At 72.4% G+C, this 22572-nt stretch carries 20 protein-coding genes; 6 read left to right on the top strand and 14 right to left on the bottom strand.

Annotated elements, in window-relative coordinates; genetic code table 11:
- Positions 1-145: 145 nt before the first annotated feature.
- The 9 genes from QE388_RS17800 to QE388_RS17760 form a co-directional block, all read right to left on the bottom strand.
- Positions 146-1096 (bottom strand): siderophore-interacting protein, encoded by a 951-nt coding sequence (locus QE388_RS17800; RefSeq protein WP_307386859.1) that lies wholly within the window; start codon positions 1094-1096, stop codon positions 146-148.
- On the bottom strand, positions 1093-1926 hold the full coding sequence (locus QE388_RS17795; RefSeq protein WP_307386857.1) for an ABC transporter ATP-binding protein: 834 nt from the start codon (positions 1924-1926) through the stop codon (positions 1093-1095). Before QE388_RS17795 ends, QE388_RS17800 begins: the two co-directional genes overlap by 4 nt.
- Positions 1919-2953 carry an iron chelate uptake ABC transporter family permease subunit gene (locus QE388_RS17790; protein WP_307386855.1) on the bottom strand — a complete coding sequence of 345 codons (1035 nt, stop codon included), beginning with the start codon at positions 2951-2953 and terminating at the stop codon, positions 1919-1921. The genes QE388_RS17795 and QE388_RS17790 overlap by 8 nt, the downstream gene beginning before the upstream one ends.
- Positions 2950-3996 carry an iron ABC transporter permease gene (locus QE388_RS17785; RefSeq protein WP_307386853.1) on the bottom strand — a complete coding sequence of 349 codons (1047 nt, stop codon included), beginning with the start codon at positions 3994-3996 and terminating at the stop codon, positions 2950-2952. Before QE388_RS17785 ends, QE388_RS17790 begins: the two co-directional genes overlap by 4 nt.
- Positions 3993-4922 (bottom strand): iron-siderophore ABC transporter substrate-binding protein, encoded by a 930-nt coding sequence (locus tag QE388_RS17780; RefSeq protein ID WP_307386852.1) that lies wholly within the window; start codon positions 4920-4922, stop codon positions 3993-3995. Before QE388_RS17780 ends, QE388_RS17785 begins: the two co-directional genes overlap by 4 nt.
- Positions 4923-5108: 186 nt before the next feature.
- A complete protein-coding gene (locus QE388_RS17775) occupies positions 5109-6233 on the bottom strand; it encodes an NAD(P)-dependent alcohol dehydrogenase (protein WP_307386850.1) in 1125 nt (374 codons plus the stop codon).
- Positions 6230-7696 carry an aldehyde dehydrogenase gene (locus QE388_RS17770; protein ID WP_307386849.1) on the bottom strand — a complete coding sequence of 489 codons (1467 nt, stop codon included), beginning with the start codon at positions 7694-7696 and terminating at the stop codon, positions 6230-6232. The genes QE388_RS17775 and QE388_RS17770 overlap by 4 nt, the downstream gene beginning before the upstream one ends.
- Positions 7693-8409: an alpha/beta hydrolase gene (locus QE388_RS17765; protein WP_307386848.1), complete on the bottom strand. Its 717-nt coding sequence runs from the start codon at positions 8407-8409 to the stop codon at positions 7693-7695. Before QE388_RS17765 ends, QE388_RS17770 begins: the two co-directional genes overlap by 4 nt.
- A 302-nt stretch (positions 8410-8711) precedes the next feature.
- The gene (locus QE388_RS17760; RefSeq protein WP_307386846.1) at positions 8712-10946 is read right to left on the bottom strand and encodes a LuxR C-terminal-related transcriptional regulator; all 2235 of its coding nucleotides are present in this window, start codon (positions 10944-10946) and stop codon (positions 8712-8714) included.
- A gap of 185 nt (positions 10947-11131) precedes the next feature.
- On the opposite strand from QE388_RS17760, the gene QE388_RS17755 reads away from it, so the two are divergent.
- The 5 genes from QE388_RS17755 (at position 11132) to QE388_RS17735 (ending at position 15800) form a co-directional block, all read left to right on the top strand.
- Complete coding sequence (locus QE388_RS17755) at positions 11132-12328, top strand: ABC transporter substrate-binding protein (protein WP_307386844.1); 1197 nt, start codon at positions 11132-11134, stop codon at positions 12326-12328.
- Positions 12325-13167, top strand: coding sequence for an ABC transporter ATP-binding protein (locus QE388_RS17750; RefSeq protein WP_307386843.1), 843 nt, complete (start codon positions 12325-12327; stop codon positions 13165-13167). Before QE388_RS17755 ends, QE388_RS17750 begins: the two co-directional genes overlap by 4 nt.
- Complete coding sequence (locus QE388_RS17745) at positions 13164-13841, top strand: ABC transporter ATP-binding protein (RefSeq protein ID WP_307386841.1); 678 nt, start codon at positions 13164-13166, stop codon at positions 13839-13841. The genes QE388_RS17750 and QE388_RS17745 overlap by 4 nt, the downstream gene beginning before the upstream one ends.
- Before the next feature lie 76 nt (positions 13842-13917).
- Positions 13918-14772 (top strand): branched-chain amino acid ABC transporter permease, encoded by an 855-nt coding sequence (locus QE388_RS17740; protein WP_058594834.1) that lies wholly within the window; start codon positions 13918-13920, stop codon positions 14770-14772.
- A complete protein-coding gene (locus tag QE388_RS17735) occupies positions 14769-15800 on the top strand; it encodes a branched-chain amino acid ABC transporter permease (protein ID WP_307386839.1) in 1032 nt (343 codons plus the stop codon). Before QE388_RS17740 ends, QE388_RS17735 begins: the two co-directional genes overlap by 4 nt.
- Here QE388_RS17735 and QE388_RS17730 read toward each other — a convergent pair.
- From QE388_RS17730 to QE388_RS17715, 4 genes are all read right to left on the bottom strand, one after another.
- Positions 15742-16689 (bottom strand): hypothetical protein, encoded by a 948-nt coding sequence (locus QE388_RS17730; protein ID WP_275800134.1) that lies wholly within the window; start codon positions 16687-16689, stop codon positions 15742-15744. The genes QE388_RS17735 and QE388_RS17730 overlap by 59 nt on opposite strands.
- 79 nt (positions 16690-16768) lie before the next feature.
- Positions 16769-17815 carry an alpha/beta hydrolase gene (locus QE388_RS17725; protein ID WP_275800135.1) on the bottom strand — a complete coding sequence of 349 codons (1047 nt, stop codon included), beginning with the start codon at positions 17813-17815 and terminating at the stop codon, positions 16769-16771.
- Positions 17816-18211: 396 nt separating this feature from the next.
- The gene (locus QE388_RS17720; protein WP_275800136.1) at positions 18212-19972 is read right to left on the bottom strand and encodes a Na+/H+ antiporter; all 1761 of its coding nucleotides are present in this window, start codon (positions 19970-19972) and stop codon (positions 18212-18214) included.
- 213 nt (positions 19973-20185) lie between these two features.
- Positions 20186-21649: a PLP-dependent aminotransferase family protein gene (locus tag QE388_RS17715; protein ID WP_307386835.1), complete on the bottom strand. Its 1464-nt coding sequence runs from the start codon at positions 21647-21649 to the stop codon at positions 20186-20188.
- Positions 21650-21668: 19 nt separating this feature from the next.
- Here QE388_RS17715 and QE388_RS17710 point away from each other — a divergent pair, with 19 nt between their 5' ends.
- The gene (locus QE388_RS17710; protein ID WP_307386833.1) at positions 21669-21992 is read left to right on the top strand and encodes a hypothetical protein; all 324 of its coding nucleotides are present in this window, start codon (positions 21669-21671) and stop codon (positions 21990-21992) included.
- A gap of 34 nt (positions 21993-22026) precedes the next feature.
- On the opposite strand, the gene QE388_RS17705 is transcribed toward QE388_RS17710, so the two are convergent.
- Positions 22027-22419, bottom strand: coding sequence for a DUF3021 domain-containing protein (locus QE388_RS17705; RefSeq protein WP_307386832.1), 393 nt, complete (start codon positions 22417-22419; stop codon positions 22027-22029).
- Between the last annotated feature and the right edge of the window lie 153 nt (positions 22420-22572).

The raw sequence follows: 22572 nt of genomic DNA, 5'->3' as shown, positions 1-22572 counted from the left end.
GGTGACGCGAGCGTTCTTCCGCGCGCGCCGGTGGTGCGGTTGCGCTGTGCGAAACTCCGGAGAAACCGGCTCGCGGGAGCGACAAGGGGCTGCTTGTCCGCTCGAGGACGCGGAAACTCAGGAGTTTCGCACGGCCCGCCGCGCTTCAGTCCACCAGCGCTCCGCCCTCGCGCCAGTAGCCGAGGAAGGCGACGCGCTCGCGCGGCACGCCGAGCTCGCGGACCAGCACGCGTCGCGAGGCCGTGACGACGCCCGATTCTCCGGCGAGCCACGCGACGGCGACGTCGGGCGTGGCCCACGCGCGCACGGCGGCCTCGGTCTCGCCGCGCCCGACGACGCGCACGTCGACCTGAGGGCTCAGGCCCGCGACGGTGAGGTCGTCGGCGTGGTCGCCGATCTCGACGATCGCGATGCCGCGTGCGGCGGGTGGCAGCGACGCCGCGATGCCGCGTACGGCGGGGATCGCCGTCTCGTCCGCGACCAGCAGGAACGAGGTGTACTGCTCGGGCGGCTGCCAATGGATGCCGTATCCCGTCCATCCGTTGCGGACGTCGGGGCCCGTGATCACGAGCGTCTCTCCCACGCGCGCGCCGCGCGCCCATCGCGAGGCGGGGCCGTCGGGGGAGTGCAGGTAGATGTCCACGTCGATCTCGCCTGCCTCGGGGCGGATCGCGGCGGGCGTGTACGTGCGCAGGACGTTGCGTTCGTCCGGCGGCAGCGCCTTCCACCGCGTGTACCAGTCCGACGGGTGCGGCGTGGGGTCGTCGAGAAGGCCGAACTCGGCGAGCCCTCCGCCCGGCAGGGGCAGGACGAGCTTGATGCGTTGATCGAGGCCCCACGGCGCGAAGTGCTGCAGCGCGTCGCCCGAGAAGGTGAGTCGCACGAAGTTCGGGGAGAGCATCTCGCGTCGGGCCACAGTCACGGGGAAGGCGCTGTATTCCCACGGGCGGGGAGCAGCGGATGCCGCGTCGTCGGGGCCCGTGGAAGCCGCGGGGACCCCTCTCGTCCCGGCGCCCGACGGCATCCGGTCGCCGCCCGAGCGGGAAGCCCCCGCCGCCGCGTCCGCCGCGACTCCCGGCATCCGCTCCCCGCTCACGCGTCGAGCCCCGTCGCCGCCGCGGCGGCCCGCGCGGCGAACGCCCCGCCGCGCAGCGGCACCACCAGCGGACCGCCCGTCACCGGGTCGTCGATCACGACGTTCGGCAGGCCGTAGACTTCCTCGACGCGTTCGCTCGTGATGACCTCGCGCGGGGCTCCCTCGGCGACGATGCGGCCGTCGCGCATCGCGATGATGTGGCTCGCGTACCGGGCGGCGTGGTTGAGGTCGTGCAGCACGGCGACGACGGTGCGCCCGCGGGCGTTCAGCTCGGCGAACAGCTCCATGAGCTCGACCTGGTGCGCGACGTCGAGGTAGGTGGTGGGTTCGTCGAGCAGCAGGAGGTCGGTCTGCTGCGCGAGCACCATCGCGACCCAGACGCGCTGACGCTGCCCGCCCGAGAGCGCGTCGACGGGGCGGGCCGACAGGTCGGTCGTGCCCGTGGCATCCAGGGCCTCCTTCACCGCCGCCTCGTCGGCGCTCGACCACTGCCGCAGCAGCGACTGGTGCGGGTAGCGGCCGCGACCGACGAGGTCGGCGACCGTGATGCCGTCGGGAGCGAGCGCGCTCTGCGGGAGGAGGCCGAGACGGCGCGCGACCTCCTTCGCGGGGTAGGTCGAGATGTCGCGTCCGTCGAGCACGACGGTGCCGGCGGCGGGGGAGAGGAGGCGCGAGAGCCCGCGCAGCAGCGTCGACTTGCCGCACGCGTTCGGGCCGATGATTACCGTGAACGACCCGGGTGGGATCGCGACGGTCAGCTCGGGGACGACGGTGGCGCCGTCGTACGCGAGCGAGACGGAGCGCGCTTCGAGGCGGGAGGGGTCAGACACGGCGGCGGATCTCCGTAACGATCATGACGATGAGGTACGCGCCGCCGACCGAGACGGTGACGACGCCCACGGGGAGGGTCACCGGCAGCACGTGCTGCGCGATGGCGTCGGAGCCCAGCAGCAGCAGGGCGCCCACGAGGGCCGACAGCGAGAGCGAGAGCGACGGCGTGCGTGCGAGCCGGCGCGCGATCTGCGGGGCGGCGAGGGCGACGAACGCGATGGGTCCCGCCACAGCCGTCGCCGCGGCCACGAGCACCACACCGGCGAGCAGAGCGAGGCTGCGCACCAGGTGGGGGCGCACGCCGGACGCGGCGGCCATGTCGTCGCCCAGCTCCAGCTGACGGAGCGCGGGCACCAGCGCGAAGGCCGCGAGCGCGAACGGCGCCGCGCACAGCAGCACCCCGCCGAGCGCGTCACCGGTGACGCCGTTGAGCGACCCGTGCCCCCACGCCGACGCGAACATCGCCGTCTCGAGTTCGATCTGCAGCAGCATCCAGGTGTTGAGCGAGGCGAGCATGGCCGAGACGCCGATGCCCACGACGATGAGCCGGAAGCCCTGCACGCCACCGCGGTACGACAGGAACCAGATGACGACGGATGCCGCGAGGCAACCGATCAGCGCGCCCGCCGCCCGCGCCGGCCACGACGTCGAGACGAGCACGAGCGTCAGCAGCATGCCGGTGAAGGCGCCGTTCGAGAGCCCGAGGATGTCGGGGCTCGCGAGCGGATTGCGCGTGACCGTCTGGAACAGGGCCCCGGCGATCGCGAGCAGGGCGCCCAGGGTGATCGCGGCGAGGACGCGGGGGAGGCGCCAGCTCACGACCACGGTGGTGTCGAGGGCGTCGCCCGCTCCGAGGAGCGCGCGGACGACGGCATCCGGAGCCACGGGATACGTGCCCCAGCCGAGCGAGAGCACCGCGAGCACGACGACGGCGACGAGCACCGCGACACCGACGGCGATGCTCCGCAGCCGCACCGGCAGCGCGCCGAGGACCACCCGGCGGTACCCCACGTCGACGGCCGTCACAGCGCGCTCGCTCTCCGTCGGCGCGCGAGCGCGATGAGCACGGGAGCGCCGACGAACGCGGTCACGATCCCGGCGGGTACCTCGGCCGGGGCGATGATCACGCGGCCCAGCACGTCGGCGAGCAGCACGACGATCGGCGCCGCGAGAGCGCTGAGGGGGAGGATGCGGCGCTGGTCGGGCCCGACGATCCACCGCACGACGTGCGGCACCATGAGCCCGACGAACGACAGGGGTCCGACCAGGGCGGTCGCCGCTCCCGCGAGCACGGTGATCGCGGCGATGGATGCCACCCGCACGGCGCCGACGGGAATGCCCTGGGCGCGGGCGAGGTCGTCGCCGAGAGCGAGCGCGTTGAGTGCTCGGCCGAGGACGAATGCCAGCGCGAGCCCCACCGCGATGAAAGGGACCACGGGGAGGACGACGTCGAGACCGCGCCCGAGGAGCGAACCGGCGTTCCACCCGCGCATGAGGTCGAAGGCGTCGGGGTTGCTCAGCATCATTCCGGAGGTGATGCCCGAGAGCACCGCACCCACCGCCACCCCCGCGAGGGTCAGGCGGATCGGGTCGGCCGGTCCCCGCCCCGATGAACCGACGAGCGCGACGGCGACCGTGACGACGAGCGCGCCGAGGAAAGCGGGCCAGACGAGCAGGAGAGAGCTCTGGATGCCGAACAGTGCCACCGTCACTGCGACGGCGAACGCGGCTCCCGCGTTGACGCCGAGGATGCCGGGGTCGGCGAGCGGGTTGCGCGAGAACGACTGCATGAGGGCCCCGGCGACGCCGAGGGCGGCCCCGGCGACGATGCCGGCGATGGTGCGGGGCACGCGGAGCCCCTGCACCACGAAGTCGGTGTCGGGTGTGCCCGCGCCGGAGAGCGACGCCCACACCGTGTGCCAGGGCAGGGGGTTCGCGCCGATCATGAGCGACAGGGCGATCGCGACGGCGAGGACCGCTACCAGCACGACCGTGCCGGCGGCGGTCCGACCGATTCGTGGGGATCGGGGTGCGGTGTCCGGCACCCGTGGGGGGACGACCGAGGTCATTTCCCCGATGCGAGGAAGGTCTCGATGTCGTCGAGCACCGACTGCGCGCCCTTCGGTCCGACCCCCGCGACCCACGTGCTCGTGTCGACGAGGGTGACGACGGGGAATGCCGCGGCGTTCTGCGCGATCGCCGCGGGGACGGTCGACGGGTCGTTCACGTCGGTCGTAGTGACGAAGACGGCGTCGGCGGTCGCGCTCGCGATGTTCTCGGGCGAGATGTCGGCCTGCAGGCCGTCCTCCCACTCGTGATCGGGGATCGTGTAGCCGACGCACTCGAGCAGGCTCCCGGCGAACGAGACCGGGCCGTAGAGGCTCAGCGTCGTCTCGTCGCGCGGGCGGATCATCTCGGCGGTCTTCCCGGCGAGGTCGTGCGCGCCCTTGATCTCGTCGCAGCGCTGGTCGACGGCATCCACGGCCTTCGTCACGTCGTCCTCGCGGCCGAGCGCCTCGCCGATCAGGGCGGCGTTGTCGCGCCACGGATCGGCCTGCGTGGCGATGAACACCGTCGGAGCGATCGCGCTGAGCTGGTCGTACAGCGCGGAGTGGCGGGACTCGGTGCCGAGGATGAGGTCGGGCTTGAGCGCGGCGATGGCCTCGAGGTCGGGCTCGCTCACCGTGCCGACGGGTGTAACGCCCTCGACGCCGAGGTAGCTCGGCACGCCGTTGACCATGTTCGCCACGGCCGCGCCGACGGGGGTGATCCCGACGGCCACCGCGGTGTCGAGTTCGAGCGGCTCGAGCGTGACGACGCGCTGCGGAGCCGTGCTGACGGAGGTGGTCCCACGCGCGTGAGCCACATCGTGGGTCGAGGCGGAGCTCTCGGCGGGAGAAGCGCTCGCGCCGCCCGCGCAGCCGGAGAGGGCGAGGGCGAGACCGGTCGCCGCGGCGAGGAGGGCGAAGCGCCGGGAGGAACGGCGTGCGGGCATGGCGAGATGTCCTTTCGGGTGGGGGAGGCCGAAAGCTGAAGCTTAGGCAAGGGTTACCTTACCAAGCGCACCCGATCGCGACACGCGGCCCCGCCCGGACTCGCGGAAACGCTGCGATCACCGCGGCACACGGATGCCGTGCGCGAGGGCGATCGGTGGGATCGCAGGGCGCACGGCATCCGGTGCTCAGTACACGATGACGGGCTTCACCGTCCGCCCGTGGTGCATGTCGTCGATCGCTCGGGCGATGTCGTCGAGGGGGTATCGCCGCTCGAGCTTCTCCAGCGGCAGGCGCCCCTCGGCGTGCAGCGCGACGAGTCGCGGGATGAGCTCGCGCGGGTCGGCGTCGCCCATCGTGACGCCGCGCAGGATCTTGCCGGTCAGGATGCCCTGGATGTCGACCGCGATCTCGGTGCCGGGAGGCGGAGCCCCGCACACCAGCACCGTGCCGCGTGCGGCGGCGGCGTCGAGGGCGGTCCGGGCGACCCCCGGGTGGCCCGTGGTGTCGAAGCTCAGCGTGACGCCGCGTCCGCCGGTCAGCTCGGCCAGACGCGCGGCGACGTCCTCGTGCGCCGCGTCGATGGTGGCGGTCGCGCCCAGCTCGCGCGCGAGGTCGAGACGCGAAGCCACCCGGTCGATCGCGATGAGGTGCGCCGGCGCGCGGAGCGCCGCGGCCATCACGGCGGACAGGCCGACCGCTCCGGCTCCGTACACGGCGACGACATCCGCGGTCCCCGGATCGAGCACGTTCCACATCGATCCGAAGCCCGTCAGCACGCCGCAGCCGAGCGGGGCGAGCGCCGCGAGGTCGGCGTCGTCGGCGACGCGCACGAGCGAGCGTTCATCGGCGATCGCGTGGGTGCCGAACGACGACTGCCCGAAGAAGTGCGCGGCGACCGGCTCCCCGTCGCGCGTGACTCCGCCCGAGTCGCCGTCGCGGAGACCGCCGAGCAGGTTCCGCGGCAGCCACGTCTCGCAATACGCCGGGTGGGCGCCGACGCAGGCGTCGCACGCGCCGCACGAGGTGAAGCTCAGGAGCACGGCATCCCCGGGGCCCACCCCGCGCACGCCCGGCCCGACGCGCTCGACGCGCCCGGCCCCCTCGTGCCCGATGATCCCCGGGGTGGGGAACGGGATGCCACCGGCCAGCACCCCGAGATCGGTGTGGCAGAGCCCGGTCGCGGTGAGCCGCACGAGCACTTCGCCGTGCCCGGGCTCGGCGTACTCGACGTCGGCGACCGAGATCGTCCGCGTCGCCGGAGCGGCGCCGTCTCGGCTCTCTTCGACGATGGCCGCGCGCCCCGCGATCACTGCGCGCCGCCCAGGTCGAACACGATCGAATGGGCCTTCTGGTACGACTGCAGCGCTTCCGGGCCGCCCTCGCGTCCCCACCCTGAAGCCTTCACCCCGCCGAAGGGCACAGCGGGGTCGAGGATCGCCCAGCCGTTCACCCAGGTGATGCCGGCGCGCAGGCGCGCGGCGATCCGGTGGGCGCGGGCGAGATCACCGGTCTGGATGCCGCTCGCCAGGCCGTACCGCGTGCCGTTCGCGAGCGCGACGGCCTCGTCCTCGGTGTCGAAGGGCTGCACGGTGAGGACCGGGCCGAACACCTCGTCCACGACGACCTCGGCCGCGGGGTCGAGGTCGGCGAGAACGGTGGGCGCGTAGTAGAACCCGCCGTCTCGCTCGACCGCGTGGCCGCCCGTCACGACGCGCGCGCCCGCGGCACGTGCCCGATCGACCATCGCCGCGACCTTGTCGAGCTGCGTGCGGCTCGCGACCGGGCCGATCACGGTCACCGGGTCGTCGATGTCGCCGAAGGGCACGTGCGGTACGGCGTCTTTCAGGATGCCGAGCACGACACCGTAGATCGGACGCTCGACCAGCAGCCGGGGGCCGGCCATGCAGAACTGCCCCGCATTGAACACGAACGCCGATATCACGGTGTGGATCGCGCGGTCGAGGTCGGCGTCGGCGAAGAGGATGTTCGCCGCGTTCCCGCCGAGCTCGGCGGTGAACGGCTTGAGCGACCGACCGGCGAGGGCCGCCGCGTGCGCGCCGATCTCGGTCGATCCGGTGAACGCGACCTTGTCGACGTCGGGGTGCGAGACGAGGTGGTCGCCGAGCGTCGACCCCGGGCCCGTGACGACGTTGAAGACGCCGTCGGGCACGCCGGCGTCGCGCAGCAGCTCCGCCATGAGCAGGGCGCTCAGCGGGGTGTCGCTCGCGGGCTTGTGGACCACGGTGTTCCCCGCCACGAGGGCGGGGGCGATCTTCGTGCTCGACAGGATCAGCGGGAAGTTGAACGGCGTGATCGCGGCGACCACGCCGAGCGGCTCGGTACGCACGTAGGCGTGGGCGTCGGCGGTGATCTCGCGGACGTCGCCGTCGAGGCGATGGCCGAGAGCGGCGTAGTACTCGTACAGCTCGGCGGCGTTGTTGACGTCGACGACGCGGGCGAAGGTGATGGGCTTGCCGACGTCGAGGCTCTCGGCGTGCGCGAGCTCTTCGCTGCGCTCCCGCATGAGCGCGTAGGCCCGCTGGAGGATGCGGGCTCGTTCGCGGCTCGACATCCGCGGCCAGGGGCCCTCGTCGAAGGCGCGTCGGGCGGCGGCGACGGCGGCGTCGACGTCAGCGGTCGTGCCGCGCGCGACGTCGGTGATCTTCTCGCCGGTGGACGGGGCGATGACGTCCATGCGGCCGCCGTCCGCGGCATCCGTCCACCGTCCGTCGATGAAGAGGCGGCCGGGCGCGGTCGTGACCGTGAGGCTCATCGCGCCACCTCCGCGGGGGTCACGATGTCGGCCAGAACGCCCGCGAACCACACCGGGTCGTCTTCGAAGGGCGTGTGGCCGGTGTCGACGCGCACGACCTGGGCGCCGCTGCGCGCGACGAGGTGCTCCTGGAAGGCGGGCGGCACGAGCTCGTCGCGCTCGGTGAGCACGTAGGTCGTCGGCTTCGCGCGCCAGGCGACGCGCGTTACGGGCGAGGTGAAGGCGGTGAGCGACTGCGGCCGGAACGTGTCGGCGAGCTCGGCCGCGACCGTGTCGGGGATGCCCGCGGGAAGGTCGGCGGCGATCATCGCGATGCGCTCCTCGCGCGTGCGTCCCATCGAGACCATGCCGTCGGCGATCCCCCAGAAGTCCGGGATGCCACCGCCGACCGCCTGCTGGAGGGTCTCGCCCTCGTCGAGGGCGAAGGCGGCGACGTAGACGATGCGCTCGACCGACGGGTGGTCGCCGGCCTGGGTGGTGGGGATCCCGCCATAGGAATGCGCGATCAGGGTGACGGGGCCGTCGGCCGCGTCGAGGGCGGCCGTGATCGCGGCCGCGTCGGCGTACAGGTCGGCCGTGCTGCCGATGCTCGGCAGGGTCACCGTGTCGACGGCGAAGCCGCGTGCGCTCAGCTCGGCGGCGAGACGGTCGAACACCCAGGGCCCGGCCCAGGCGCCGTGGACCAGAAGGATGCGGGGAGGGGAAGGGGTCATGCGTGCGCTCCTCGGACGGGGACGACCTCGGCGTCGTCTTCGCCAGTGTCCGTCGCGCTCGGGCGGGGCGGTATCCGTAGGACTACCGAACGCGGGGCTTCCGGTCCCTTCGACAGGCTCAGGGACCTGGGTTGCGGCCTCCGTCGCGGCGGAGGTGGCTGAGCGTGTCGAAGCCTCCGGTCCCTTCGACAGGCTCAGGGACCTGGATTGCGGGCTCCGGGGACCTGGGGTGCGGGCTGGAGGACGTGGGGTGCGGCGGAGGTGGCTGAGCTCGTCGAAGCCTCCGGGCGCGCTACGGCGCTCTACGGCACGCTCACCAGCGTCGACTGATACCAGGCCGCGATCTGCGCGCGCGAGGTGAAGCCGAGCTTGCCGAGAATTCTTTGCACGTGCGTGTCGACCGTCCGCACGCTCAGCACCAGCCGTTCGGCGATCTCGCGATTGCTGAGGCCCTCGTGGATGCCGGCGGCCACCTCGCTCTCGCGGGCGCTCAGGCCCGCGGCCGGTCGCCCGGGAGCTCCGGCGAAGGCGGCGGCCTCGGCGGGCGACAGTCGTTCGCCGACCGCCGAGAGCCGCTGGAAGGCCTCTTCGCCGAGCCGCTGGCGCACGACCGCGACGCAGCGGTCGTGCTGCGCGAGCATCTGGGGCCCGTGCACGGCGATACCCGAGTCGATGCGGCGCCACCAGGCCCGCGCGGCCCCCAGAAGGACGGCCGTGCGTTCGGTGGGGGACCGCGCGGCGTCGATCCAGCTCAGCAGCTCCAGCACGAGGCAGTCGCCGACGGGGTCGTCGATCCCCTCCTCCATCGCGAGTGCCTCGCGCGCATGGCGCTCGGCGTCGTCGAGCTCGCCGTCGGCATAGAGAGCGAGGCCGATGGCCCACAGGGAGAGCGATCGGATCCATCGCTCGCCGATCTCGGTGGCGTGGCGCAGCGCCTCGCGCGCGGGACCGAGAGTGTCGGGGAGCTCGCCCTGCACGAGGGCGACGGTCAGCTGGAACTGCGCGAGCAGCGCCTCTTCGGGTCGGCCGATCGAGCGGGCGAGCCGGATCGACCGGCTCAACTCCTCGCGCGCGAGGTCGCTTTCGCCCGCGAAGAGCGCGCGCGTCCCGCTCAATCGGCGAAGCTCCACCTCGCACTGCTCCTGTTCGGTCGGAGACAGTGACGGCAGGAGCCCCCGCGCTTCGTCGAGGTGGGTTCGCGCCTCGTCGAGCGCGCCCTGGAGGACGCAGATCCAGGTCGCCACGAGCAGGGCGGGCGTCCGCCGCGACGCAGAGCCGCCGACGAGACGCAGGAGCCGGCGGCTCCATCGCCGCCCCTCCGAGAGGAATCCCCCCACCGCCCAGTGGTAGCGGAGGTCGGAGAACAGCTCGAGCGCGATGTCGGTGTCGCTCGCCGCGGCCGTGCGCAGGGCGGCATCCAGTTCGGCGCGGTCGGCACGTTGACCGGCCAGGATCCGCCGCTGAGCCGGCCCGTACCAGTGCGTGCGCGCGAGGCGCGCGAGCCCGCGGTAGTACTCGAGGTGCCGGCGCACGAGATCGGGTTGTTCCCCCGACTCCTCGGCGCGGTCGCGCCCGTAGCCGCGGATCGTCTCGAGGAGGTGGAACCGGCCGGTCTCACGGTCGGCTTCGACGAGCGACTGGTCGATCAACTGCTCGAGGGTCTCGACGGTCGCGGCTTCGTCGCCGCCCGCGACGGCCGCCGCCGCGGGGAGGTCGAACGGGCCCGCGAACACGCTCAGCGCCGCCCAGAGCGCGCGCTCGGGCGGTGTGCACAGCTCGTGGCTCCAGTCGACGACCGCACGGAGGGTCCGTTGACGGGAGACCGGGGCCCGGGACCCCGCTCGCAACAGGGTGAAACGCTGCGACAGGCGACGGGCGAGATCCGCGACGGAGAGGGTGCGCAGGCGTCCGGCGGCGAGTTCGATCGCGAGCGGCAGTCCGTCGAGCGCCTGACACAGCTGGGCGGCGACGGCGTGGTCGGCGGGTGAGAGGCGGAATCCCGCGTCCGCGGCGCGGGCGCGCGCCACCAAGAGCTCCACCGCTTCGGCGGGCTCGTCTCCCGCGGTCTCGGTCCCCAGCGGAGGGACAGGGAAGACCTGCTCCCCGTCGACGTCGAGGCGCCGACGGCTCGTGGCCACGATCGTCACGTTCGGCAGCGCGTCGAGGAGCTCGTCGGCGACGGAGGCGGCGGCGTCGATGACGTGCTCGCAGTTGTCGAGCACGAGGAGGGCGGTCTCATCGCTCAGCACGTCGACGATGAACTCGAGCGGCTCGCGGGCCGACAGATCGCCGAAGGGCAGGGACTGCGCGATCGCGGCGACCACCCGCCGTGGATCGCTCACCGCGTCGAGACCGACGAAGTAGACGTTCGTCGACGTGCGTCGCGCGTGCGCGTTGGCGAGTCGCACGGCGAGACGTGTCTTGCCCACCCCGCCGACACCGGTGAGCGTGATGAGGCGCGTGCGTTCGAGCGCGTCGGCGAGGGCGTCCAATTCGCGCCGACGCCCGACGAATTCGCTGCGCGGCTCTCTGATCACGGGGGAGCTTCCTTGCGTCCGGGAGCTCTCATTATCGGTCGGCGGTCGATTCACCGGAATGCTTTCCGCGCGGATTACGTGATTTCACGGATAGACGGGACCGTCGTCGTCCCCCGAACAATGGCGCCGGGCCCATCGGGTCCTCTCGTCCAACGATGTGTTCAACGACGAACCAGGAGAAGTCCATGCGCAGAACCGTCCCCATGGTCGCCACAGCCGCTCTCGTCCTCGCCCTCACCGCCTGTTCGGGAGGGGGCTCCACCGCCTCGGGCAACGGGTCCGGACCCGTCAAGATCGGCATGGTCGTGCCGCTCACCGGCTTCCTCTCGGCCCTCGGTCAGGGCGACAAGGAAGCGGCCGAGCGCGTCGTCGCCGATCTCAACGCCGCCGGCGGCATCGACGGGCGCCAGGTCGAGCTGACGGTCGTCGACGACAAGGCCGACGTGACCGAATCGGTCAAGCAGTTCAACCAGTTGGCATCCGATCCCTCGTACTCGGCGATGCTCGCGAGCAGCTTCGTCTCGGCCGCGACCGCCGTGGGCAGCACCGCGCAGTCCGCGAAGATCCCGACGATCGCCCTCGGACCGGTCGACGCCTTCGCCGACGGCAGCAACCCGTACGCGTTCACGTCGCCGCCCATCCCGGCGGTGTACGCGCGGGCGCTCGTCGACTACTGGGTCAGCCAGGGGGTGAAGACCCTCGCGATCGGCTACACCGGCGGTGACCTGTACGGCGGCAACGGCGACAAGGCCACGGCGGAGTACGCGAAAGAGGCCGGGATCGACGTCGTACTCGACGAGTCGTACGACCAGACCGCGACCGACTTCACCCCGCTCATCACGAAGGTCGTCTCGGCGAAGCCCGACGCGTTCGTCGTCTGGGGCGCGGGCCCCGCTCCCGTGATCATCACGAAGCAGATCGCGGGCAAGGGCATCGCGACCTACTTCACCGGCGCCGAGGCATCGGACCTGTACCTCCAGCCCGCGGGAGACGCCGCCGAAGGCGTGAAGGCCGCGGCGACCATCGCCCTGGGCGGCGACGCGTTGCCCGAGGGCGCGTACAAGACCAAGGTCATGGCGGTCGCGAAGCCCTGGATGGATGCCAACAACGGGGCGTACCCGCCCGAGTTCGCGTTCGGTGGGGCATCGGGCGTCGAGCTCCTCGCCGCCGCGATCGACGCGGCCGACTCGACCGATCGGCAGAAGATCCGCGACGCTCTCGAGAAGACCGACCTGCTGACCTCGAACGGGCGCTACACGTACAGCCCCACCGACCACATGGGACTCGATGCGACCTCGCTCGCGATCTTCGAGGCGAAGGGCGGCAAATGGGTCCCGACCGAGGCCGCGACGAAGCAGTTCGCGACCGAGCTCCCGCAGTGAGCACGCCCACACCCACCGGAGTCGGCTCGACGACCCACGGGTCCGTCGAGAACTCCTCCGCCGAGAACACCTCCGCCGGACTCGAGCTGGCGGGCCTCTCCCGCCGGTTCGGCGGGGTCTACGCCAACCGCGACATCTCGTTCCGGATCGCTCCGGGCGAGCTCCGCGGCGTGATCGGACCGAACGGGGCCGGCAAGTCCACCCTGTTCGGTCTGATCAGCGGACACGTGCGCGCCCAGGAGGGCGTCATCCGCCTCGATGGCGAACGCGTCGATCGCCTGCCCCCGCACCGTCGCGCCCGGCGCGGCATCGCGATCGTCTTCCAGGGCGCGCGCCTCTTCCCGGGCATGACCGTGCTCGAGAACGTCGCCGTCGGAGCGCACGCCCGCACCCGGTCGGGGGCTCTCGATGCCGCCGTGCGTTCGCCCCGTCACCGCCGCGAGGAGAGGGAGATCAGGGCGGATGCCGAGGAGTCCCTCGCCCGCGTCGGACTCGCCGACTGGGCGGGTCGGGGTGCCGAGCAGCTCCCGCTCGGGCAGCAGCGCCGACTGCAGGTCGCGCGAGCCCTGACCGCGCGCCCGCGGGTGCTGCTCCTGGACGAGCCGGCCTCGGGCCTGCGCGCCGACGAGCGTGACGACCTCCGCGGTCTCATCCGCGAGCTGCACGGCGACGGCACGACGATCCTGCTCATCGAGCACGACGTGGCGATGGTCACGGCCCTGGCCGACCGGATCGCCGTGTTGGACCTGGGCCGCCTGATCGCGGAGGGGACGCCGGAAGAGATCCGCCGCGACCCCGCGGTGATCGCCGCCTACCTGGGCAGCGAGGCCGCAGCATGATGCTCGAGGTGAACGACCTCGTCGTGCGCTATGGCTCGGCGACGGCTCTGGACGGCGTCTCGCTGCGTGTCGACGCGGGCGAGCTCGTCGCGTTGGTCGGGCCGAACGGCGCGGGAAAGACCTCGCTCGTCAACGCCGTCAGCGGTCTCGTGCGTCCGGCATCCGGAAGCGTCCGCGTGTCGGGGACGGTCGCTCAGGTACCCGAGGGACGCCAGATGTTCGGAGACCTCAGCGTCGACGACAACCTGCGCCTCGGCGCGTGGCGGCGGCGGTCTCGGCGGACGGATGCCGTGTACGAACTGCTGCCCGACCTGCAGCGCCTCCGCCGCCAGCGCGCTGACACGCTCTCGGGCGGTCAGCAGCAGATGGTCGCCGTGGGGCGGGCGCTCATGGCCGAGCCCGACCTGCTCGTCGTCGACGAGTTGTCGCTCGGGCTCGCGCCGCTGATCGCGGCCGACCTCGTGCGGCACCTCGCCGCCCTCAACGCCGATCGCGGCACCGCGGTGCTGCTCATCGAGCAGGAGGTGGGCCTCGCGTTCGGCCTCTGCTCCCGGGCGTACGTGCTGGATGCCGGGCGCATCGTCGCCGAGGGGCCGACGGCGCAGCTCGCCGCCGCTCCCGCGGTGCGCGCCGCGTATCTCGGCGGTTTCGACGAACAGGAGAACAGACCATGAATCGCCCGCCCAGCACGGGGGAGCGGGCCGTCCCCGCCCCGTTCTCCTCCCCGATCACACGTCAGGATGTGATCTCGTGAGCGATCTCGCCACCTACCTGCTCAGCGGTCTCGCCCTCGCGGGGTCGTTCGCTCTCGTCGGCAGCGGCATCGTCGTCGTCTACCGCGTGACCCACGTGCTGAACTTCGCGCAGGGCTCCTTCGTCGTCTTCGGTGCGTTCCTCTCGCAGACCTTCCGTCAGCTCGGGCTCCCGCCCGGACTCTCCGAGCTCGCGGCGGTGGTCGTCGTCGGTCTCATCGGCTTCGTCGTGGGGGCCGTCGCGATCGGCAAGCCCGGCACGCACCCGATGACGTCGCTGCTGATCACGCTGGGGATGTCGCTGGTCGCCGCTGCCGTCATCATCGCCGTCTGGGGGCAGAACCCCGTCTCGCCCGCGGGGATCTCGGGCACTGTCCGGCTGTTCGGTGCCGAGATCGAGACGCAGCGGCTGCTGACCCTCGCGGTGGCCGTCGTGACGCTCGCCGCGATGAGTCTGCTGTTCACGCGCACCGACATCGGTCGCGCGCTCACGGCCGCGGCATCCAATCCCCGGGCGGCCCGACTCGTCGGGATCGACACCCGCGTGATGGGCCTGCTGTCGTTCACGATCGCGGGAGTGCTCGGCGGTCTCGCCGGGGTGCTGATCGCGCCCACCACGGCGGTGTCGGTGACCTCCGACCTGCCGTTCGTGCTCAGCGCGCTCGCCGCCGCCGTGTTCGGGGGGCTCCGGAGCCCGTGGATGACGTTCGTCGGCGCCCTCGTCCTGGGGGTGACCGGGCAGCTCGTCGCGGGCTACGCGAACGGCTCGTACCAGACCCAGATCGCGCTCATCATGATGCTCGTCATCATGATCGCCCGGTCGCGTTCGTTCACCGCCGAGGAGGCGAAATGACCCGCATCGTCATCGCGCTGGCCGCGATCGCCGCCGCCATCGCTCCGCTGCTGCTGACCGACCAGACGTTCTTCGTGCAGACCGCGCTGACCGCGCTCGTCGTCACGGGGCTGTCTCTGTTCATGGGCTACGCCGGTCAGGCCTCGCTCGGCCAGGGCGCTTTCGTCGCCGTGGGCGGACTCACCGTCGCGGTCGGGACGGTGACCCTCGGCATCCCGCCCCTCGTCGCGCTCGTCGCCGCTCCCGTGCTCGGGGCGCTCGTCGCCGCTCTCGTGGGCTGGCCACTGCTGCGGTTGCGCGGGCACTACCTCGCGTTCGGCTCGCTCGCGGTGCTGCTGATCATCCAGACGGTCATGGCCACAGCGCCCCTGTTCGGCGCGGGCGTCGGGATCTTCGGCATCCCTCCGCTCTCGGTCGGGGGTCTCGTCGTCACCGATCAGCGCGTGTACTCGTACGTCGCGCTGGCCGCGCTCGCCGCGGCGCTGCTGGTCTGCCACAACCTCGTCCGGTCGCGCTTCGGTCGGGGGATCCGTGCGCTCGCCGGGAGCGAGTCGGCGGCCGCGTCGAGCGGGGTGCCGATCCTGCGCAGCAAGCTCACCGTGTTCGCGGTGGCGGGCGGATTCGCGGGGTTCGCGGGGGCGCTGGGAGCGTTCTTCACCCCGTACGTCAGCCAGGACACCTACCCGCCGTTCGTCTCGTTCGGGTACGTCGTGATGGCGGTCGTGGGAGGTCTCGGGTCGGTGTGGGGCGGGGTCGTGGGGACCCTCGCGCTGAGTCTGTGGCTGCAGGTGCTGAGCGCGCTGAGCGCGACGCCCGGGATGCCGGCGGCGGCCGGGCCGATCCTGCAGTACGCCGGGTACGGGATCGTGCTGGTGGTCTTCCTGCTGTTCGTGCCGCGGGGGATCGTGCCGACGCTCGCGGGGCTGCGGGCGCGGCGCCACGGGGTACCGGCGGGAGCGCGGGCTCCCCTCACCCCAACCGCTGTAGCATCCGCGCCGCGAGGAACCGCGCACGACCGCGCGGGGTGAGCGGGTCGTAGCCGAGCTGCCGGGTCCAGCTCTCGTGCCGGGACTGCAGGCTGCTGTGGTGCAGCGAGAGCCGGGTCGCCGCGGCGCGGATGCTCTCGCTGTCGACGACCACATCGAGCGCCTCGAGCGTCCGGGCGTCGAGGGCGTCGAGCGCGGCGAGATCCGGATGCCGTGGACCCGACGGATGGAACGCGCGGGCGAGCTCGACGAGAACGCCGAGCTCGCCCGCATCGACCACGCGATGCCTGTCGTCGGCCAGCCGCAGGGCGAGGCGGGCGTCGGCGCAGGCGCGGGGGAGGTCGTCGAGATCGCGCGCGACACTCGTGCCCACGGGCCCCTCGGGCGGGACGACCTCGCCGAGGCCGATCCAGACCGCGCCCTCCGCGGTGGCGAGCACGGTGGAGGCCGTGGTCACGTGCCGCGAGTGGGGCGGCGCGGCCACGACGCGGACCTCCCCGTCGAGGCGGAGGCGATGCGCGGCCGCTTCGCGATCCACGCGCGAGACGCCGGCGTCGATCACGCGCTCGACCGCGCCGGTGGTCGGGTCGGCGCGGGCGGTGATGATCGCGAGGGCGACCTGCGCGCGATCGACGATCATCGCGTCGTTGACGGCCGACCCGGTGTCGCGCTGGAGCCAGACGCACGGGGCGTCCGTGTCCGACAGGGACGCGGGCGGGGTCGGGGTGATCCGCGCGCCGTCGGCGTCGATGCCGAGCAGGCGACCGCGCACGCGGGCTCCCGCGGTCGTCCCGCCGAGGATCGCGGCCGCCCGGACCACCGACTCCACGCCCGCGCCGCCGGCGATGAGGGAGTCGAAGTAGTCGATGATCTTCACCGACTCGCTCGCCGCGGGATCGAGGACTCTCAGGCGTCCCGCGAGTTCCTGCATGGCGTCACTCCTTCGTCCCGCGCGGCCGTGTCGCACACAGCATAGGGCGCGGGATCGCCCCGCCGCCCGCGCGTCCGCCTCACCCCAGCAGCCGACGGATCCACCGGTCCCGCGCCTCGACGGCGTCGTGGGAGAGGGCCGCCTGCGGGGCGAATCCCTCGAAGGCGTGGAAGCCCCCGGGCCAGACGTGCAGTTCGGCCCGGCCTCCCGCCGCCCAGATGGCCGACGCATAGGCGACGTCCTCGTCGCGGAACACCTCCGCGCTGCCGCAGTCGATGAACGCGGGAGGGAGGTCCGACAGGTCGGTCGCCCGTGCGGGAGCCGCGTAGATCGACACCCCGTCGGTGCCGCGACGCTCGCCGAGGAGCGCGTTCCACCCGAGCAGGTTGCTCGCGCGATCCCACACGCCCACGCCCTGGATCTGATGCGTCGAGACGGTCGCGTCGCGGTCGTCGAGCATCGGATACATCAGCATCTGGCCGATGAGGTGGGGTCCCCGCCGGTCGCGCGCGAGCAGGGCGACCCCCGCTGCGAGCCCGCCGCCGGCGCTGCCGCCCGCGATGAGGAGCCGCTCGTGCTCGATGCCGAGCTCCTCCGCGTGCGCGGCCGTCCAGACGAGTCCCGCATAGCAGTCCTCGACCGGATACGGGTCGGGGAACTCGGGTGCCAGTCGGTACTCGACGGTCACCATGACGGCGTTGTAGCGGTGCAGCCATTCGGCGAAGCCCTCGACGCCGGTGAAACGATCGCCGAAGATCATGCCGCCGCCGTGCGTGTGGAAGATCCCGGGGCCGTGTCCGGTGCGTCCTTTCGCCTCGACGATCGAGACGACGATCTCCGCGCCCTCGTAGCCGGGGATGGTCACGTCGCGGGACTGCAGGTCGGCGGTGTCGAGGATCTCGTCGCGGGTCGGCATCCCCGGCACGCTCGCCGAGCGCATCACCGGCACCATCTCGGCGGTCAGCGTCGGGGGCACCATCTGCGAGATCACCCCCAGCATCGTCTCGAGTTCGGGATCGAAGGGAGGGCGGTTCGGGATGCCGTCGACGGCGAGGGTGGCCAGGTGGCCGTCGGTGGCAGTGATGACGCCGGCAGCCGATTCCTCGGGATGCGATTCGCGGGTCATGATGACTCCTTCGTCGGGGACGCCTCGTCGCGTCCGTCTCGATTGTGCGCGCGGCGGTGCGCCCGGTGCCCCGCCACGCGGCGGAAGATCACCGGGGGCGGGCCGACAGGTGGCGGGTATGCGGGTGTCCGGATGCCGAGCGCCGCCGGTGAGTCCCCGGCCCGCCCGTACGCGCCCCGCCCGCACGCGCCCCGCCCGTACGCGCCCCGCCCGCACGCGCCCCGCCCGCACGCGCCCCGCCCGTACGCGCCCCGCCCGCACGCGCCCCGCCCGTACGCGCCCCGCCCGTACGCGCCCCGGCCGCACGTGCCGTCCCGGCCCGCCCGCACGCCCCGCCCCGATGCGCCCCCGGGGCGCCCGCGATCACCGGCGGACTCCCGACCCACGGCATCCCGCTCAGTCGCTCGCCTTCTCGATCCCGCGCGTGCGGATCTCTTCGAGGTCGAGGTTGGCGAGGATCTTCCGCGCGACGAGGTCGTCGATCGTGCCTTCGCGTCGCAGCCGCAGGAGCACCTCTCGCTTGCGGTCGAGGATCGCCAGGCGCAGCCGGGTCGCCTCCTTGTGCCGGATGAGCGGGGAGCGCTGGGTCACGTCGATGTCGTCGCTCACGGCGATCATCTCGAGCCCGCCGAGGGTGCGTCGCCCTTCGTCGTCGGTGCCGGCGGGAGGAACCGGTCCCATCGTCGACGAGGTCGAACCGCCGCCGTCGTCGTCGACCGAGGAGTCGAGAGAGGCGTCGAGCTCGGCCAGATCGCGCTCCTCGATCGCGCGCTGGCGGGCGACGGCGCGGGCGTTGGCGAGCTCGAGGCGCTCGTATCCCTCGCGGCGAGCGCGGTCACGCACCCGATCGCTGATGCCGTGCTCGACGGCGAGGTCGTCGAGGGCGGCGAGCGCCGCTCCCGAGATCGCGCGCTCGGCGAGCTCGTACTCTTCGATCGCGGCATCGTCGTTCGGGAGCTTCGCCCAGCGGATGACCACGGGAAGCAGGGGCCCCTGCACAAGGAGTGTGAGGACGATGACCCCCGCCGTGACGAACACCACCGCGTCGCGTCCGGCGACCGGCGCGCCGCTCTCGGTCGTGATGGGCACCGAGAGTGCGATCGCGAGCGAGACGGCGCCACGGAAGCCGGCGACGGTGCTGACCATCCGGGAACGGTGTCGGAGCGAACGCGTCGACCCGGCCGCGGGGCGCGAGAAGGGGCTGAACAGCCACTGGAACAGATAGCGCACGAGGAAGAGCGCGATCCAGGCCGCCACCGTGATCAGCGACAGGATGCCGATCTCGGAGGGCGAGATCTCGTGCAGGACGAGCTGGACCTCGAGGCCGATCAACACGAACAGCGCACCGTTGAGCAGGTAGACGCCGAAGGGCCACGTGGCATCCGCGGCTCGACGAGACATCGCCGTGGTGATCCGGGGCGAGACCCAGGCCACGATGAGGCCCGCGAAGACGACCGCGAGCACCCCGGACGCGTCGATCAGCTCCGCGACCAGGAACGACACGAACGGCACGAGCAGCATCGTGAGGTTGATGGTGAGAGTGGACTGCATGCGCCGCAGGGCGAAGTAGGCCAGAGCGGCGACGGCGATGCCCGCGGCCGCGCCGCCGAGGTACGACAGCAGCACCATTCCGGTGATCGACCACGGGGTGACCTGGCCGCCGAGCAGCAGTGACACCGCGATCGCGTACAGGACGAGGGCCGTGCCGTCATTGGTGAGGCTCTCGGCCTTCAGCTTCATGAAGGTCTTCTGAGGGAGCAGCCGCCCGAGGGCGGCGACCGCCGTCGCGTCGGGCGGCGCGACCGCCGCGCCGATGACGAGCGCGGCCTCCCACGGCACGCCCATCCAGGTCGCGACACCCGCGACGGCGAAGGCGGATGCCACCACCAGCAGCGTGCTCATCGGGATGATGTACCGCAACGATCGGCGAACCGAGCGCAGTGACGTGGTCCACGCCTCGCGGAACAGCATGACGGGAAGGAAGAGCAGCAGCACGGTCTCGGGCGGGAGCTCGATCGCGCGCAGCTCGGGGATGAACCCCAGCGCGAGCCCGATGACGAGGAGGACGAGCGGCGTCGCCACCCGTAGACGCGGCGCGAGGATCGTCCCCACCAGCATCGCGAGTCCGAGCAGGACCGTGACCTCGAGTCCTTGCATTGTTACCGCCTTCCGCCGTGCCCTTCAGCAGACAGCGTAGAGAGGGGCCAGGACATTCCCGTCGCTCTTTTCGCGAGCTGCGGACAGCATCGCGTCCGGGCCTCCTGTGCAGGACGGGACGGGGCCCGCGTGCAGAAGATTTCCCGTCACCGCCCACGAAGGCGTTCTCCCCGCGGACGCTCGGTGACGTCCACGGCCGTTTCGGAGACGCCCTCAGGAGACCTCCCGCGACAGCGACGCCCCGTACGCCCGCCATGCCTCGCCGAGCCGTTGCAGGCCGGCCTCGAGCACGTGCGCTTCCGGGGTCACCGGGAGGCGGATGTGGTCGTCGGCATCCATATCCGAGGTGAACTGCGCCGATCCCGCGACCGAGACCCCGAACCCGGCCGCGTGGCGGGAGAAGGCCGCCGCGGAGCCCGCGGGCAGCTGCGCCCAGATGCACAGTCCGCCGCGCGGAGGTCGCCACCGCCAGTCGGGGAGATGCGCCTGGAGCAGCCGCCCCGTCGTGACGGCGGCGTCACGGTGCACCGTCGCGACGTCGCGGCGCAGGGCGGGAGCCTCGGCGAGCAGGTCGAGGGCCAGCATCTGCGCGGGAACACTGGTCGAGAGATCGGTGCTCTGGCGGAGGCCGCGCAGTCGCCGCACGAGCACCGGGTCTGCGCGCAGCCATCCGACCCGCAGCCCCTCCCACGCCCACTTCGACAGTGATTCGACGACGATGATCGGTGCGTCGGGCCGGAGGGCCGCCAGCGACGGCGGCGTGATGCCGTCGAACGACACGTGCGCGAGCACCCGGTCCTCGACCACGGTCACGCCGTGATCGGCGGCGAGGTCGGCGACCCGCTGACGGACGGCCGGACTCGTCTGCATCCCGGTCGGGTTGTGGTTGTGGGGGTTCAGGGCGATGAGCACGGGGCGACGCACCACGATCGCCATCTCGAGCGCCTCGACGTCGATCCCGTCGGGAGTGAGCCGGATGCCGTGGACGTGGCCGCCGCGTCGGCGTACGGCATCCGTGAGTCCGGGCCAGGCGACCTCCTCGGTGAGCACGGTGTCGCCGGGGGAGACGACCTCGTCGACGAGCAGGCTGAGGGCCTGTTGCCCCCCGTGCGTCACAAGCACCTGCGCCGGTGTCGTCGGGGTCCCGTCTTCGGTCATCGCGAGGGCGATCGCGGCGCGCAGATCCGGGAGCCCCGCGGGGTCGGCCTCGACGGTCGTGGCGTCGAGCACGGGTCGATGACGCTGGACGATGCCGACCGCGCGCGGCGAGATCGCGGGCACCGCACGCAGCAGGTTGATACTCGACGGCAGGGTCGCGTAGAGCGCCTCGCCGCGCCCGGCTGCTTGGCGCGCGGCGAGGGGAGCGGCGCCGGCGACGCGCGTTCCGCTGCCCTGGCGACGGTCGAGGATGCCCTCGTCGTACAGGCGCGCGTAGGCGCTGACCACGGTTCCGCGTGAGACGGCGATGGTGGCGGCGAGCGTCCGCTCGGACGGAAGGCGGTCGCCGCCGCGGAGCTCACCCTCGCGGACCAGGCGAGCGATCGCCTCGGCGAGGCTGGCGCTCAGGGTCGCGTCGGTCGTCGCCCAGCGCCCGAGCCGAACCGCCAGGCGCTCCGCCGAGACAATGGCTGTGCGATGGTCCACCAGACCGGAAGTGGCTCTGTCAACGAGGGTCATAAACCCCGATTGTGGGCCAATGACCCGCTTCGACTCTCCCGAATCCGCATTTGTCAGTCCACTGACCCCGGATTGGACCATCGCCGACGTGCTCGAGTGGATCGCCGCGTCGGACGACCGGTGCCACGACGAGCGTCTCCTCGGGATTCTGGATGCCGTGGACCGCGCGCTGCACCCCTGTTCGGCGCTCGCGGCGACTCGCGTCGTCGTGCATGTGCGGGCGCTGGCCGCGCGGGTGGCGGCGGACCCGAGCGTGGGGGAGCGGGTGCTGGGCGAGGTGCTCGCGGTTCGCGACCGTGAGACGTCTGCCGTGGCCGAGGGGGAGGTTCTCGTTCCCGCGTGAGGCGCGCGGGCGAAGCGCCGGCACGGGCTCCCGTCTAGGTGGACGCCGGCGGGGTGCGGCGCCTCGGCAGGATCTTCGTGAAAAGCACGAAGAAGAACGCCCAGAGCAGGATGCCGGTCCCGAAGAACACCGCGACCACGCCGAGGTAGTGCCACCCGGTGTCGAGCGGGAACCACCCGCTCAGCAGCAGCGCGGGCAGCACCGTCACGGTCATGACCAGGAAATGCACGAGGGTCTGCGTGCGCATGCTCCACGTCTCGACCTGGTAGATCACGGACGCCCCCGACACGGCGGCCGCGATGACGCCGACCGCGAGCGTCGCGCGTCCGTCGTCGGGCTTCCCCTGGGCGAGGAGTGCGATGCCGATCGTGGTCATGGTGACGAGGGGGATACCCGCTCGGAGGAGCACAGCGCCGAGCAGTTTCATGGGGCCAGCTGAGGGAACGAGGGATCCGGCCCCGCGGTGGGAGCCCCGCGCGGCGCGGTGTGACCGGGGTGGGGTGTGTCAGCGGCATCGATGTTCGGTGTCGGTGCGGCGTGGGTGGTGGGGTTTGGCTTGTTGTCGGCATCCGCTTCGTGC

The sequence above is a fragment of the Microbacterium sp. SORGH_AS_0969 genome (assembly GCF_030818255.1).
Taxonomy (GTDB): Bacteria; Actinomycetota; Actinomycetes; order Actinomycetales; family Microbacteriaceae; genus Microbacterium.
This window is presented reverse-complemented; position numbering and strand designations above follow the sequence as displayed.